This window comes from Pantoea sp. IMH, assembly GCF_000599885.1.
Lineage (GTDB): Bacteria > Pseudomonadota > Gammaproteobacteria > Enterobacterales > Enterobacteriaceae > Erwinia.
Genome location: NZ_JFGT01000006.1, coordinates 138333 through 152863 on the forward strand (window position 1 = coordinate 138333; position 14531 = coordinate 152863).

A 14531-nucleotide genomic window follows, 5' to 3' on the forward strand; every position below is an offset into this window, starting at 1 on the left:
GGCGTTTAATACATGACCTTGTGCCCGTAGCCTTCAAGGATGCTTTTAACGCGATCCATCGTTTCCGCTTTTGGTGGGTGGATACCTTCCAGCTTGTACTCTTCTCCCATCGCTATCCATTTATGTTTACCCAGCTCGTGATAGGGCAGGAGCTCAATTTTTTCTACGTTGCCCATATCACGGGTAAATTCACCCAGCCGGTGCGCGGAATCGTCGTCGTCGGAATAACCCGGCACCACCACGAAGCGGATCCAGGTACGGATTTTCTTCTTCGCCAGGTAGTGGGCAAACTCCAGCGTGCGGTGGTTTGAGACGCCAACCAGAATCTGATGGATATCATCATTAATCTGTTTCAGATCCAGCATGACCAGATCGGTCACTTCCAGCAACTCATCAATAACCGGATCGTAGCGACGAACAAAGCCGTTAGTATCGAGGCAGGTATGAATGCCTTCAGCGCGGCAGGCGCGGAACCAGTCGCGGACAAACTCTGCCTGGAGTATCGCTTCGCCGCCCGACGCCGTCACACCGCCCCCGGAGGCATTGATAAAATGACGATACGAGAGAACGTCTTTCATCAGTTCCTCAACGGTAATCTCTTTACCGCCGTGGGTGTCCCAGGTATCGCGGTTATGACAGTAGAGGCAGCGCATCAGGCAGCCCTGAAAAAAGGTGATAAAGCGGATGCCGGGGCCATCTACGGTCCCGCAGGATTCGAATGAGTGAATGCGACCTTTGACTGACATTGCGATGAATTCTCCATAGTAGGCCTGCCGTACTGGCAGGACGCAGTCTTTAAGCTGCGTTAAGTCTGTTTTGCCAGCGGCCCGGAAGGTAAAGAGGGGAGGTAGCTGGCAAAACAGGCTGGAAAAAGGCTCCGCCTGAGCGGAGCCTTTCATGCCCGGAAGAAACTTACAGGGCGCTGGTGAAGGTACGTGTGATCACGTCCTGCTGCTGCTCTTTAGTGAGCGAGTTGAAGCGAACGGCATAGCCGGAAACGCGGATGGTTAACTGAGGATATTTTTCAGGATTATCCATCGCATCCAGTAGCATTTCGCGGTTCATGACGTTCACATTCAGGTGCTGACCGCCTTCGATGCTGGCTTCATGATGGAAGTAGCCATCCATCAGGCCGGCCAGGTTTGCTTTACGCACGTCATCATCTTTACCCAGTGCGTTTGGCACGATAGAGAAAGTATAGGAGATGCCGTCTTTCGCGTAGGCAAAGGGCAGTTTCGCCACCGAGGTCAGTGAAGCAACGGCGCCTTTCTGATCGCGTCCGTGCATTGGGTTTGCACCCGGACCAAATGGCGCACCAGCACGACGACCATCTGGAGTGTTACCCGTTTTCTTACCATACACCACGTTAGAAGTAATGGTCAGGACGGACTGGGTTGGTACTGCGTTGCGGTAAGTTTGCAGCTTCTGAATTTTTTTCATGAAGCGTTCAACCAGATCGCAGGCGATATCATCAACGCGCGCGTCATTGTTACCAAACTGCGGGTATTCACCTTCAATTTTGAAGTCAATAGCCAGACCGTCTTCATCACGGATGGTGGACACTTTGGCATATTTGATAGCAGACAGTGAGTCAGCAGCAACAGAGAGTCCGGCGATGCCACAGGCCATGGTGCGATAGACATCGCGATCATGCAGAGCCATCAGAGACGCTTCATAGCTGTACTTATCATGCATGTAGTGGATCACGTTCAGCGCGGTCACATACTGCTTGGCCAGCCAGTCCATGAAGTGGTCCATACGTTCCATGACTTTATCGTAATCCAGCACCTCATCCATCATTGGCGCTTCTTTCGGACCGACCTGCATTTTCATTTTTTCATCCACGCCGCCATTGATGGCATAAAGCATGGTTTTCGCCAGGTTGGCACGTGCACCGAAGAACTGCATTTGTTTACCAACGATCATCGGGCTGACGCAGCAGGCGATGGCATAGTCATCGTTGTTGAAGTCAGGACGCATCAGATCGTCGTTTTCATACTGTACGGATGAGGTGTCGATAGAAACCTTCGCCGCGAATTTTTTGAAATTCAGCGGCAGCTTCTCTGACCACAGGATGGTCATGTTTGGCTCTGGTGACGGCCCCATGGTGTAGAGCGTATTCAGGAAGCGGAAGCTGGTTTTAGTTACCAGCGTACGACCATCCACACCCATACCGGCGAGTGATTCCGTGGCCCAGATTGGGTCACCTGAGAACAGTTCATCATACTCTGGCGTACGCAGGAAGCGCACCATACGCAGTTTCATCACCAGGTGGTCGATCAGTTCCTGCGCTTCTTGCTCAGTGATTTTACCTGACTGCAGGTCGCGTTCGATGTAAACATCCAGGAAGGTGGAGACGCGTCCGAAGGACATGGCTGCGCCGTTTTGCGATTTCACCGCTGCCAGGTAACCAAAGTAGGTCCACTGTACCGCTTCCTGAGCGGTTTTTGCCGGACCAGAGATATCGCAGCCATACTTCGCGGCCATCTCTTTGATCTGCTGCAGTGCATGGTGCTGGTCAGCGATCTCTTCACGCAGACGGATCGTGGCTTCGAGATTAACGCCATTTTCCAGGTCACTCTGCAGTGAAGTGAACTGCGCGAATTTATCTTTCATCAGCATGTCGATGCCGTACAGGGCAACGCGACGGTAGTCACCGATGATACGGCCACGGCCATAGGCGTCCGGCAGACCGGTCAGTACGCCAGACTTACGGCAGCGCAGGATATCAGGGGTGTAAACGTCGAATACGCCCTGGTTGTGCGTTTTGCGGTATTCGGTAAAGACTTTTTTCAGGCCTGGATCCAGCTCACGTCCGTAAACTTTACAGGAGCCTTCAACCATTTTAATGCCGCCGTACGGGATCAGCGCGCGCTTCAACGGCGCTTCCGTCTGCAGGCCGACGATGGTTTCCAGTTTTTTATCGATGTAACCGGCATCGTGAGAGGTAATGGTTGAAGCAAGATCGGTATCAAAATCAACCGGCGCATGCGTGCGGTTTTCCAGCTTGATGCCTTCCATTACCTTGTCCCACAAGGCGGTGGTGGCTGCGGTTGCGCCACTCAGGAATGATTCATCACCTTCATAGGGGGTATAGTTCTTCTGAATGAAGTCGCGAACGTTAATGCTATTCTGCCATTCGCCTTCTGCAAAGCCTGCCCAGGCCGCAGCCTGTTTTTCGTTGTGCTCGCTCATTTGATACCTACCTTAATTACGTGGAGTTCTTTAGTACCCACGACCTTCGGCGGTCGCAGGCGCCAAAATGCTGTGCGGGGTTTAGCGGTGATCGCCATCCCGCAGATAGATCACCCAGTATGTCAAACCTACCAGTAATCCACCGCCGATAATGTTGCCCAGGGTGACAGGGATCAGATTATCAGTGATAAAATTCGTCACGGTCAGTTGCGAAAACTGCGCGGCAGTGGTGCCGGTTAACTGCCAGAACTCAGGAGAAGCAAAGTTTTTAATCACGATGCCCAGCGGGATCATAAACATGTTGGCGATGCTGTGTTCGAAGCCACAGGCAACGAACATGGCCACCGGCAGGACCATCGCCAGCATCTTGTCCGTCAGGCTGCGACCGGAGTAGCTCATCCAGACCGCAAGACAGACCATCAGATTAGCCAGGATGCCAAGGCAGACGGCTTCGATAAAAGTATGATGCATTTTATGATCGGCGGTTTGCAGCACGTTTAATCCCCATGCGCCGTGCGCCACCATGGGTTGGCCTGCAAACCAGATCAGCGCAACAAAGAACATGGCGCCGAAAAAGTTACCGATATAAACGTTAATCCAGTTACAGGTTAACTGGCCCCAGCTGATGCGTCCGCTCGCTTTCGCGACCATAGTCAGCACGGTAGAGGTAAAAAGATCGGCCCCGCAGACCACCACCAGCATCAGCCCCAGCGAGAAGCATAATCCACCCACCAGTTTCGTCATGCCGTAAGGAAGCAAGTCTGCTCCGGTTGTGGCCGTGATATAAAAAACAAACGCGATGGAAATAAATACGCCAGCGGTGATGGCCAGAAAAAAAGTGGTGAAAGGGTGCTTAGTTGCTTTATAGACGCCGGCTTCTTCGGCCACTTTAGCCATTTCCGACGGAAGAAGTAAATCAAACGGGTTGCCAGTTTTCACACTAACGTCTCCCAAAATTTTTCATTGGAGTGATACTAACAAAGGAGTATAGGGAAGAAATTGATATGGATCATACAGTGCCGGGTTAAAGCCCGCTAAAGCACTGTAATCTATAGGGTTTTTGGTTTCATCCTGTTGATTATTAAGGAATAAGTAATTTTTAATATCCTAAAAATAATTTGAACAGGCAGCGCCGTGATGGCGGAGAAAAGTAAATTATGACGGGGATATGTATCAGGATTGTGACATTAAATTTAATTGTGTTTTTACAGCACTGCTTTCTTTAACTTTCTTGAAAAATGCTCGCCTGAAAAATCAAAATAACGGGGTTTACCGTACGAAATGATAAACGATAAACCCCGGTCATTTATTTATTTCCAGTTAGTGCGTTTAGCCTGCTGAAGCTTTTCATAAGCAGCCAGCAGCGACTGATGCGCAGGGAAAGCCTGAAGTTCGTCATCCACCGCCTGGAGACCGTAGAAAGGCGCTTCGCCACTGATGGCGGCTGAGGCGGCTTCAACTGCCTGCTGACCATACATCCGGACGAAGGCGGTGTGATACTGCACCGGATCGCGCTCTTCTTCCTGAGTGAGCAGCAGCAGCGTTTGCAGACAACGATAGTAATTGGCTCGCTCTGGCGTGAAGAGAGAGCTGTTGAACTCCATCGTCCATTCGGTCCAGATCAGCGCCTGTTCCATATCGCCGCCGGCCAGCGCCAGCATCGCTTTCAGTTCGCCAATACGCAGGGTATACCAGCCATTATCTTTTCCTGTGGCCAGACCAAGTAGCTCGCGTACCCGCGTAAAATCATCGTGACCATCTTCGTCGAGCTGCTCAAGCAGCGCCAGAAAGTCCGCTTTCTCCCAGTCGCTTTCCGGCAGCGAGAGCAGCGTCTCGCGCAGATAAGCACCCATGCTGTTATTGGCCAGCAGCAGATCTTCCGCAGGATAGATATCGGACATGCCAGGCACAATAATACGGCAGGCGTAAACGTCCAGGTGCTGATAGTCCGCAATGTAGACTTCTTTATCTTCCTGCCTGAAGATATCCATCAGAGTCGTAAACTCTTCCTGGGTAGTGCCGTCGAAGCGCCAGTCAACAAAAGGATAATCTGCATCGTCTTTGAACATATCCCAGGAGATCAGGCCGCTGGAATCGATGAAATGCGTCTCAAGATTGGCGTGTTCAGCTACTTCCTCATCATCAAAGGTGGGCGGTGTAAACACATCCAGATCTTTCAGGCTGCGTCCCTGAAGCAGTTCGGTAACGGTTCTTTCCAGCGCGACACCAAAATCAGGATGCGCCCCGAAAGAAGCAAAACAGGTACCGTTTTGCGGGTTGAACAGCACCACGCAGATAACCGGATACTTTCCGCCAAGCGAGGCATCAAAGGAGAAGATAGGAAATCCTTCTGCTTCAAGGCTTGCAATAGACGCAACCACGCCTGGATAGCGATCCAGTACCGTCTGGGGGATCGCCGGAAGGCTTATCGATTCGGCAATAATGCGGTTTTTAATGTAGCGCTCAAAAACCTCAGACAATCCCTGCACGCGGGCTTCATCAGGCGTGTTGCCTGCTGACATACCGTTAGAGACATAGAGGTTGCCGATAATATTCATCGGAATATAGACGGTCTGTTGATCGGACTGCCGGGTAAAAGGCAGGGCGCAGATGCCGCGATCGGCGTTACCGGACTGAAGATCGATGAGATCGCTGGCGCTGACTTCGTTTTCCGGATCGTAAAACGCCTTCAGGCCTGGATCGAGAATACCGGCGGGCAAACTGTCATCTTCGGGCAGCGGGAACCATTTCTCATTGGGGTAGTGAACGAAGTCCCCATTAGCGATCTCCTTACCCAGCCAGAAATCCGCGAAAAAATAGTTGGTCGACAGACGCTCAAAATACTCGCCGAGAGCTGATGCCAGCGCCGCTTTTTTACTGGCGCCTTTGCCGTTGGTAAAGCACAGCGGGCAGTCACGGTCACGAATATGTACGGACCAGACATTTGGAACCGGATTCAGCCAGGACGCTTCTTCTATATTGAAGCCCAGATCCTGCAATTTTTGCTGAAAGCGTGAGATGGAATCTTCCAGCGCGGCATCTTTGCCTGGAATAAAAGTTTGCGTCATAGTGCCCACTCGGTTGGGGTTGTGCGAAAGGGCGCAATGATACGGGGTTTCTCTCTGAATCGCTATCAGGGTGCCGGATTTTCATGCGTTTGCTCACTGGTCGGCTGACAGGATAAAACATTGCAGCAGAAGGGTGGCAATGATAAAACCGATAGCTGAATCAACATGATTATTCAGAGAGTGGTGAGGGGAAATGAGTCAGGTTTTCAATTTTAGCTCCGGCCCGGCGATGCTGCCGGCAGAAGTATTGCGTCGTGCGGAACAGGAACTTTGCAACTGGCAGGGGTCCGGAACCTCGGTGATGGAAATCAGCCACCGTAGCAAAGAATTCCTTAAGGTGGCCGAAGAAGCCGAAAAGGATTTTCGTGACCTGCTGAAGATCCCCTCAAACTATAAAGTCCTGTTCTGTCACGGCGGTGCGCGTGGCCAGTTCGCCGCCATTCCAATGAACCTGCTCGGCGGCAAAACGACCGCTGACTATGTTGATGGCGGTTACTGGGCCCACAGCGCGATTAAAGAGGCGGAAAAATATTGCACGCCAAACGTGATAGATGCGAAAACGACGCTTGACGGCCTGCGTGCGCTGAAGCCAATGCGCGAATGGTCGCTCTCTGACCAGGCGGCCTACGTACACTACTGCCCCAATGAAACCATCGACGGCATCGCCATCGATGAAGAGCCCGATTTTGGCGACAAAATCGTGGTTGCCGACCTCTCTTCTACCATCCTTTCCCGTCCCATTGATGTCAGTCGTTATGGCGTCATTTATGCGGGAGCGCAGAAAAATATCGGCCCGGCCGGCCTGACGCTGGTTGTGGTGCGGGACGATCTGCTGGGCAAAGCGGATAAAGCATTGCCTTCGATTCTGGATTATCAGGTGCTGAGCGACAATGACTCCATGTTCAACACGCCCCCAACGTTCGCCTGGTATCTTTCCGGCCTGGTCTTTAAATGGTTGAAGGAGCAGGGTGGAGTGGCAGAACTGGACAAGCGGAATCAGGCGAAAGCCGATCTGCTTTACCGCACTATCGACACCAGCAGCTTCTATCGTAACGACGTCGCTCCCCGCAACCGCTCACGGATGAATGTCCCTTTCCAGCTGGCTGATGCGGCGCTGGATAACCGCTTTCTTGAAGAGTCTCTGGCCGCCGGGCTTCATGCACTGAAAGGGCACCGTGTGGTGGGCGGCATGCGTGCTTCAATCTATAATGCGATGCCGCTTGAGGGCGTACAGGCGCTGACAGAATTTATGACCGATTTTGAGCGCCGTCACGGCTAAGCTGGCAATGGCGCTTAGCTTCTACCCACTGAAACCCCGCAAGGCTGCGGGGTTTTATTCTGTTTATTTTTGGAGATGATGTTTCAGATGCAGGATTCCCTGACCTTACAACCTGTCGCCCTGGTGGACGGCACCGTTAACCTGCCTGGTTCAAAAAGCGTGTCAAACCGCGCGCTACTGCTGGCAGCGATGGCGCACGGCACCACCCGCCTGACCAATTTACTGGACAGCGATGACGTTCGCCATATGCTCAATGCACTTGAGGCGCTGGGCGTGCACTACACGCTCTCTGCCGATCGGAAGGTATGCGAAGTCACAGGCCAGGGCGGTCCGCTTCATGCTCAGCAACCTCTGGAGCTGTTCCTGGGTAATGCCGGTACGGCAATGCGTCCTCTGGCTGCTGCGCTCTGCCTGGGCAGCAATGAAATTGTGTTGACCGGCGAGCCAAGGATGAAAGAGCGTCCGATTGGTCATCTGGTGGATGCGCTGCGTCAGGGCGGTGCGGATATCGTTTATCTGGAGCAGGAAAACTATCCACCTCTGCAGCTGAAAGGCGGCTTTTCAGGTGGCGAGGTTTCAGTCGACGGCAGCGTTTCCAGTCAGTTTCTGACGGCGCTGCTAATGGCGGCGCCGCTGGCGCAAAACGATACGCAGATTCTGATCAAAGGTGAGCTGGTTTCTAAGCCTTATATTGATATCACTCTTAATCTGATGCAGAAATTCGGCGTCACCGTTGAGAACGATAATTACAATGTATTCCGCATTGCTGGCAACCAGCGCTATATCGCGCCGGGTGATTATCTCGTGGAAGGCGATGCCTCTTCCGCCTCCTATTTCCTTGCCGCCGCCGCGATTAAGGGAGGAACGGTCAAGGTTACCGGAATAGGCCGTAACAGTGTACAGGGAGATATTCGCTTTGCTGACGTGCTGGAGAAAATGGGCGCGGTAATAGAATGGGGCGATGACTACATTGCCTGTACGCGTGGTGAGCTTAAGGCTGTCGATCTGGATATGAACCATATTCCCGATGCCGCAATGACAATTGCCACAGCCGCACTCTTTGCTGACGGCACCACAGTGATGCGTAACATCTACAACTGGCGCGTAAAAGAGACCGATCGTCTCGCAGCGATGGCGACTGAACTGCGTAAAGTCGGCGCTGAGGTTGAGGAGGGCCATGACTATATTTGCGTCACGCCTCCTCGTGAGATTCAGTACGCAGAAATCGGCACCTATAACGATCACCGGATGGCGATGTGTTTCTCGCTGGTGGCGCTGTCAACTACGCCCGTCACCATACTTGACCCCGGCTGTACGGCCAAAACTTTTCCTGACTATTTTGAGCAGCTCGCCCGCATCAGCCAGCCTGCCTGAAACCCTTACCCGCTGCGTGAACCCGTAGCGGTTTTGCCGGTTGGGTCACGCACTGGCCCGTTCAGGCCTTCAAGAATTTATCTGAAATAGCTGAATTTATTAAGCACGTCTACGCTTAAGGGGTAACGGTCAGCGCTGTAGCAGCGTATAATGCGCGTCGATATTTGTCTGCGCCGATTTTTTGCAGGCATCCTACCGACAGGAGAACGACATGACGGCTATAGCCCCGGTGATCACGATTGATGGCCCAAGCGGTGCTGGTAAAGGGACCTTATGTAAGGCAATGGCTGAAGCGCTACAGTGGCATCTGCTGGATTCCGGTGCAATCTATCGTGTGCTGGCGCTGGCAGCGTTGCATCATCAGGTGGATATCGCTTCGGAAGAGGCGCTGGTGCCGATTGCCGCTCACCTTGATGTTCGCTTCGTTTCAACCAATGGCGAGATGGAAGTGATTCTGGAAGGGGAAGATGTCTCGGGCGAAATTCGTACGCAGGACGTCAGTAATACGGCCTCTAAAGTGGCCGCATTTCCGCGGGTGCGTGAGGCGCTGTTACGGCGTCAGCGGGGTTTCCGTGACGCGCCGGGCCTCATCGCTGACGGGCGGGATATGGGTACGGTTGTTTTTCCGGACGCACCGGTAAAAATCTTCCTGGATGCCAGCTCGGAAGAGCGTGCTCACCGCCGTATGCTACAGTTGCAGGATAAGGGCTTTAGTGTTAACTTTGAGCGCCTTTTATCTGAGATAAAGGAACGTGATGAGCGCGACCGTAACCGCGCCATCGCACCGTTAAGGCCGGCAGAAGACGCGCTGGTGCTGGATTCGACCAGCATGTCAATTGAGGAAGTTATTGAAACTGCTCTCAATTATGCGCGGAAAAAACTTTCTCTGTCGTAGCGGAAACCGGGCCTCGTTGCCCGGCTGTTTTTTTTAACCCTGTGATAAGGATGTCATGGGGCATGTGAAACAACCCCACCCGTCAGGATGTCAGGTGGACGTTAAATTGAAGAATCCATAAGATTATCAATATGACTGAATCTTTTGCTCAACTATTTGAAGAATCCCTAAAAACAATCGAAACCCGTCCGGGTTCCATCGTTCGCGGCGTTGTTGTCTCTATCGACAAAGACGTTGTGCTGGTAGATGCGGGTCTGAAATCTGAATCTGCAATTCCAGCAGAGCAGTTCAAAAACGCAGCCGGCGAGCTGGAAATCCAGGTGGGTGACGAAGTTGACGTTGCACTGGATGCAGTGGAAGACGGCTTCGGTGAGACTCTGCTGTCCCGTGAGAAAGCTAAACGTCACGAAGCTTGGATCACGCTGGAAAAAGCGTACGAAGACGCTGAAACCGTTACCGGTGTTATCAACGGCAAAGTTAAAGGCGGCTTCACTGTTGAGCTGAACGGCATTCGTGCGTTCCTGCCAGGTTCACTGGTTGACGTACGTCCAGTGCGCGACACGCTGCACCTGGAAGGCAAAGAGCTTGAATTCAAAGTCATCAAGCTGGACCAGAAGCGCAACAACGTTGTGGTTTCACGTCGTGCTGTTATCGAATCTGAGAACAGCGCAGAGCGCGATCAGCTGCTGGAAAACCTGCAGGAAGGCATGGAAGTTAAAGGTATCGTTAAGAACCTGACTGACTACGGTGCCTTCGTTGATCTGGGCGGCGTTGACGGCCTGCTGCACATCACTGATATGGCATGGAAACGCGTTAAGCATCCAAGCGAAATCGTGAATGTTGGTGATGAAATCAACGTTAAAGTGCTGAAATTCGACCGCGAGCGCACCCGTGTTTCTCTGGGTCTGAAGCAGCTGGGCGAAGATCCATGGGTCGCAATTGCTAAGCGCTACCCAGAAGGCACTCGTCTGACTGGCCGTGTAACTAACCTGACCGACTACGGCTGCTTCGTTGAAATCGAAGAAGGCGTTGAAGGCCTGGTGCACGTTTCAGAAATGGACTGGACCAACAAAAACATCCATCCGTCAAAAGTTGTTAACGTTGGCGATGTTGTTGAAGTTATGGTTCTGGACATCGACGAAGAACGTCGTCGTATCTCCCTGGGTCTGAAGCAGTGTAAATCTAACCCATGGCAGCAGTTTGCAGAAACCCACAACAAGGGCGACCGCGTTGAAGGTAAAATCAAGTCAATCACTGACTTTGGTATCTTCATCGGCCTGGACGGCGGTATCGACGGCCTGGTTCACCTGTCTGACATCTCCTGGAACGCAACCGGAGAAGAAGCAGTTCGTGAATATAAGAAAGGCGACGAAATCGCAGCCGTGGTTCTGCAGGTTGACGCAGAGCGCGAGCGTATCTCCCTGGGCGTTAAGCAGCTGGCAGAAGATCCGTTTAACAACTACATCTCTCTGAACAAGAAAGGTGCTATTGTTAACGGTAAAGTGACCGCTGTTGATGCTAAAGGCGCTACTGTTGAACTGGCTGACGGCGTTGAAGGTTACCTGCGCGCTTCAGAAGCCTCTGTTGACCGCGTTGAAGATGCGACGCTGGTACTGAACGTAGGCGACGATGTTGAAGCTAAGTTCACCGGCGTTGATCGTAAAAACCGCGTAGTTAGCCTGTCTGTACGTGCTAAAGATCAGGCAGACGAGAAAGAAGCCATCAATACTGTGAACGCTAAACAGGAAGAAGGTAACTTCTCTAACGCTATGGCTGAAGCTTTCAAAGCAGCTAAAGGCGAGTAATAGCCACAGCCGCCGGGGTGGCGAAAGCCCCCTGGCGATGCCGTTACTGTCAAAGTTTTTCCAGATGGAAATAACCGGAGGATTTATGACCAAGTCAGAACTGATTGAAAGACTTGCTGGCCAGCACTCTCATATTCCGGCGAAAGTCGTTGAGGATGCGGTAAAAGAGATGCTTGAGCACATGGCGACCACATTGGCCCAGGGCGAACGCATTGAAATCCGGGGCTTCGGCAGTTTTTCTTTGCATTACCGTGCGCCTCGCACCGGTCGTAACCCGAAAACGGGTGACAAAGTGGAGTTGGAAGGCAAGTACGTTCCACACTTCAAGCCGGGTAAAGAGTTGCGCGATCGTGCAAATATCTACGGTTAAGGCTGTGCATTACGCAATAAAACGACGCTCCGGCGTCGTTTTTTTTCGCCTTTTTTTCACGCTGCCCTTCAGGCGTCAGGCACCAAACACCAGGCATCTGATTTCACCTCTTACCGCTTAAGAATTGCGGCTCCGCACACATAATTTTAAGACATCGCCTTCCTTACATAAAAAGTCTCCCTGCCTGTTCCAGACAATAATGACCGCCTGCTGCCAGCGGCAACGTTTAACGGCACACTCTTCGCAGAAATATGGAGAGCCGATATGCCTTACTCCCTTGTCCGCTTAGCGACCGCCGTTATCGCTGCGGCGCTGCCGTTGAATTATTTGCCTCAGCTACCCTCAGCGGAATCCTCTCTCTGGATAGCCTGTGCGGCGGTGATATTACTGCTTGTAAGACATCAGGTGGCTCTGCATATGGCGGTTTTAATGCTGCTATTTCTCTGGTGCGTGGAAACAGGGCGGACGACGGAAAAGCAGATCGCATTATTCTCTTCAGCGCCCTTCGTGGCGACGGTGAAAATCGTGCAGGTACTGCCTCAGACAGAAAGCGTAAGAGTACGCGTTATCAGCAGGGCAGGAATGCCCATTTTTCCTCCGCTATTTGCCTTACTCAGTACCCGGAACCGGAGTGAACGCTTTTGTGGTGGTCAGCGCTGGCAGATGACACTCAAGGTGCGACCGGTTCACGCACGACTGAATGAGGCTGGATTTGACGCACAGCGATTCGCGGTTGCAAACGCCACGCCGCTTACTGGCCGGATCACCGCGCCAGTCGTGACTGATGCGGCGTGCGGCTGGCGGGATCGCCTAATCAGTAGCAATCACAAAAATTATCAACACCTGCCGTGGCAGGCGCTGATCTCAGCGCTGGCGTTTGGCGAACGTGGCGAGGTCAGCCGGGAAATAAACCAGCTACTACGCGAAACCGGTACGGCGCATCTGATGGCGATCTCGGGCATGCATACCGGCCTGGCTGCCAGTCTGGGCTGGCTTACCGCCCGGTTTTTGCAGCTTTTTTTCCCCGCACGTTTTATCGGTCACCGGTTTCCGGTGGCGTTTAGTCTGCTGTTAGCGCTGGTTTATGGCTGGCTTTCCGGCGGAAATCCACCTGCGATACGGGCGCTCGTGGCGCTGAGCACCTGGAGCGTGATACGGTTAAAAGGATGGTGCTGTACGCACTGGCAGGTCTGGTGCCTTTGCATCGGCGCTATTCTTTTTTTTGATCCGCTTAGCGCGCTTTCAGACAGTCTCTGGCTTTCAGCAACGGCGGTGGCTGGCCTGCTTTTCTGGTTTCAGTGGTTTCCATTGCCGGGCCGGTTTATGCATAAAAAGCACTGGCTGATCCTGCGGCTCTTTCATCTCCAGCTCGGGCTGTTTCTGCTGCTGATGCCGGTACAGATGTTCATTTTCCACGGCATCAGCCTCACTGCGCTGGTGGCTAATATCTGGGCGGTGCCGGTGGTCACACTCCTCACTGTGCCTCTGATTTTTTGTGCCCTGTTTCTGAACGTTATCACGCCGGCAGGCCAGTTTATCTGGTGGTGTGTTGACCGCTCGCTGGCGCTGGTATTTATCCCGCTTGAAGCGCTCCCTGCCGGCTGGCTAAGCGTTAACCAACTTATTCCCGCGCTTAGCCTGCTGGCCTGGCTGGTGGTTATCGCCTGGCGTCTGGACTGGTATCGGGCATCACCTGTCACGCTTACAGCGCTCTGCGCCTCTCTGATATGCTGGCGGATAAATTTTGTGCGGCCGGAATGGCGTCTGGATATGCTGGATGTGGGGCACGGGCTTGCCATCGTGATCTCCAGACAGGGCGAAGCGGTAATCTATGATACCGGTAATCGCTGGGAGGGCGGAGACGCAGCACGAAGCTATATTCTTCCCTGGCTGAACTGGCAGCGTCTGACCGTCAGACACCTGATCCTCAGCCACGGTCACCTGGATCACATAGGTGGGCTGGCAACCCTTCAGGCGGCGTTTCCTGATGCCATTATTCACAGCAGTGCGGGCACGCAGGCGCATCAGCCCTGTCTGCGCGGTCATCGCTGGCAGTGGCAGAATCTGACTTTTCAGGCCATCTGGCCCGAGCGTAGGGAGGCGCAAAGTGGCAATAATCAATCCTGTGTGGTTGTCGTCAGCGACGGACACCGGCGGGTGCTTCTGACGGGTGATATAGAAGCCCCGGCGGAACTGAAGCTGGTCAGGCGGTACAGGCATGAATTGCACGCCGGAATAGTGCAGGTCCCTCATCATGGAAGCGGAACTTCGTCAACGGCGCCTTTCCTCAGGGCCGTGGCGGGGCAGGTCGCGCTTGCCTCTGCCGCGCGTTACAGCCCCTGGCGGCTGCCTGCCTTAAGGGTGATCGCACGCTACAGAGAGAATCACTATAACTGGTATGACACGGCGGTTCATGGCCAGCTCAGTGTGAAATTTTATCAGCAAAACTGGCAGGTTACTGGCATGAGGACGCAAATAATGCCCAGATGGTACCATCAGTGGTTTGGCGTACCACCTGATTCCAGGTAGAATAAGCGGCTATTTC

10 protein-coding genes are annotated in these 14531 nt (G+C 53.0%); 6 read left to right on the top strand and 4 right to left on the bottom strand.

What is annotated here, in order from left to right:
• Positions 1–5 precede the first annotated feature (5 nt).
• From pflA to ycaO, 4 genes are all read right to left on the bottom strand, one after another.
• Positions 6–746 (bottom strand): pyruvate formate lyase 1-activating protein, encoded by a 741-nt coding sequence (pflA, locus tag EA20_RS0115035; protein ID WP_024967612.1) that lies wholly within the window; start codon positions 744–746, stop codon positions 6–8.
• 166 nt (positions 747–912) lie between these two features.
• Positions 913–3195 carry a formate C-acetyltransferase gene (gene pflB, locus EA20_RS0115040; RefSeq protein ID WP_024967613.1) on the bottom strand — a complete coding sequence of 761 codons (2283 nt, stop codon included), beginning with the start codon at positions 3193–3195 and terminating at the stop codon, positions 913–915.
• An 81-nt stretch (positions 3196–3276) separates the two neighbouring features.
• A complete protein-coding gene (gene focA, locus EA20_RS0115045; RefSeq protein WP_024967614.1) occupies positions 3277–4134 on the bottom strand; it encodes a formate transporter FocA in 858 nt (285 codons plus the stop codon).
• 371 nt (positions 4135–4505) lie between these two features.
• A complete protein-coding gene (ycaO, locus tag EA20_RS0115050; protein ID WP_024967615.1) occupies positions 4506–6263 on the bottom strand; it encodes a 30S ribosomal protein S12 methylthiotransferase accessory factor YcaO in 1758 nt (585 codons plus the stop codon).
• Between the two features lie 193 nt (positions 6264–6456).
• Here ycaO and serC point away from each other — a divergent pair, with 193 nt between their 5' ends.
• From serC to EA20_RS0115080, 6 genes are all read left to right on the top strand, one after another.
• Entirely contained in the window at positions 6457–7542 is a 1086-nt protein-coding gene (serC, locus tag EA20_RS0115055; RefSeq protein ID WP_024967616.1) for a 3-phosphoserine/phosphohydroxythreonine transaminase, read from the top strand.
• An 87-nt stretch (positions 7543–7629) separates the two neighbouring features.
• Positions 7630–8916 (top strand): 3-phosphoshikimate 1-carboxyvinyltransferase, encoded by a 1287-nt coding sequence (gene aroA / locus EA20_RS0115060; protein ID WP_024967617.1) that lies wholly within the window; start codon positions 7630–7632, stop codon positions 8914–8916.
• Positions 8917–9127: 211 nt separating this feature from the next.
• Entirely contained in the window at positions 9128–9811 is a 684-nt protein-coding gene (gene cmk, locus EA20_RS0115065; RefSeq protein WP_024967618.1) for a (d)CMP kinase, read from the top strand.
• A 131-nt stretch (positions 9812–9942) separates the two neighbouring features.
• Entirely contained in the window at positions 9943–11616 is a 1674-nt protein-coding gene (gene rpsA / locus EA20_RS0115070) for a 30S ribosomal protein S1 (protein WP_024967619.1), read from the top strand.
• A gap of 85 nt (positions 11617–11701) precedes the next feature.
• Positions 11702–11986 (top strand): integration host factor subunit beta, encoded by a 285-nt coding sequence (ihfB, locus tag EA20_RS0115075; RefSeq protein WP_013201528.1) that lies wholly within the window; start codon positions 11702–11704, stop codon positions 11984–11986.
• A 264-nt stretch (positions 11987–12250) separates the two neighbouring features.
• A complete protein-coding gene (locus EA20_RS0115080) occupies positions 12251–14515 on the top strand; it encodes a ComEC family protein (RefSeq protein ID WP_024967620.1) in 2265 nt (754 codons plus the stop codon).
• The last annotated feature ends 16 nt before the right edge of the window (positions 14516–14531 follow it).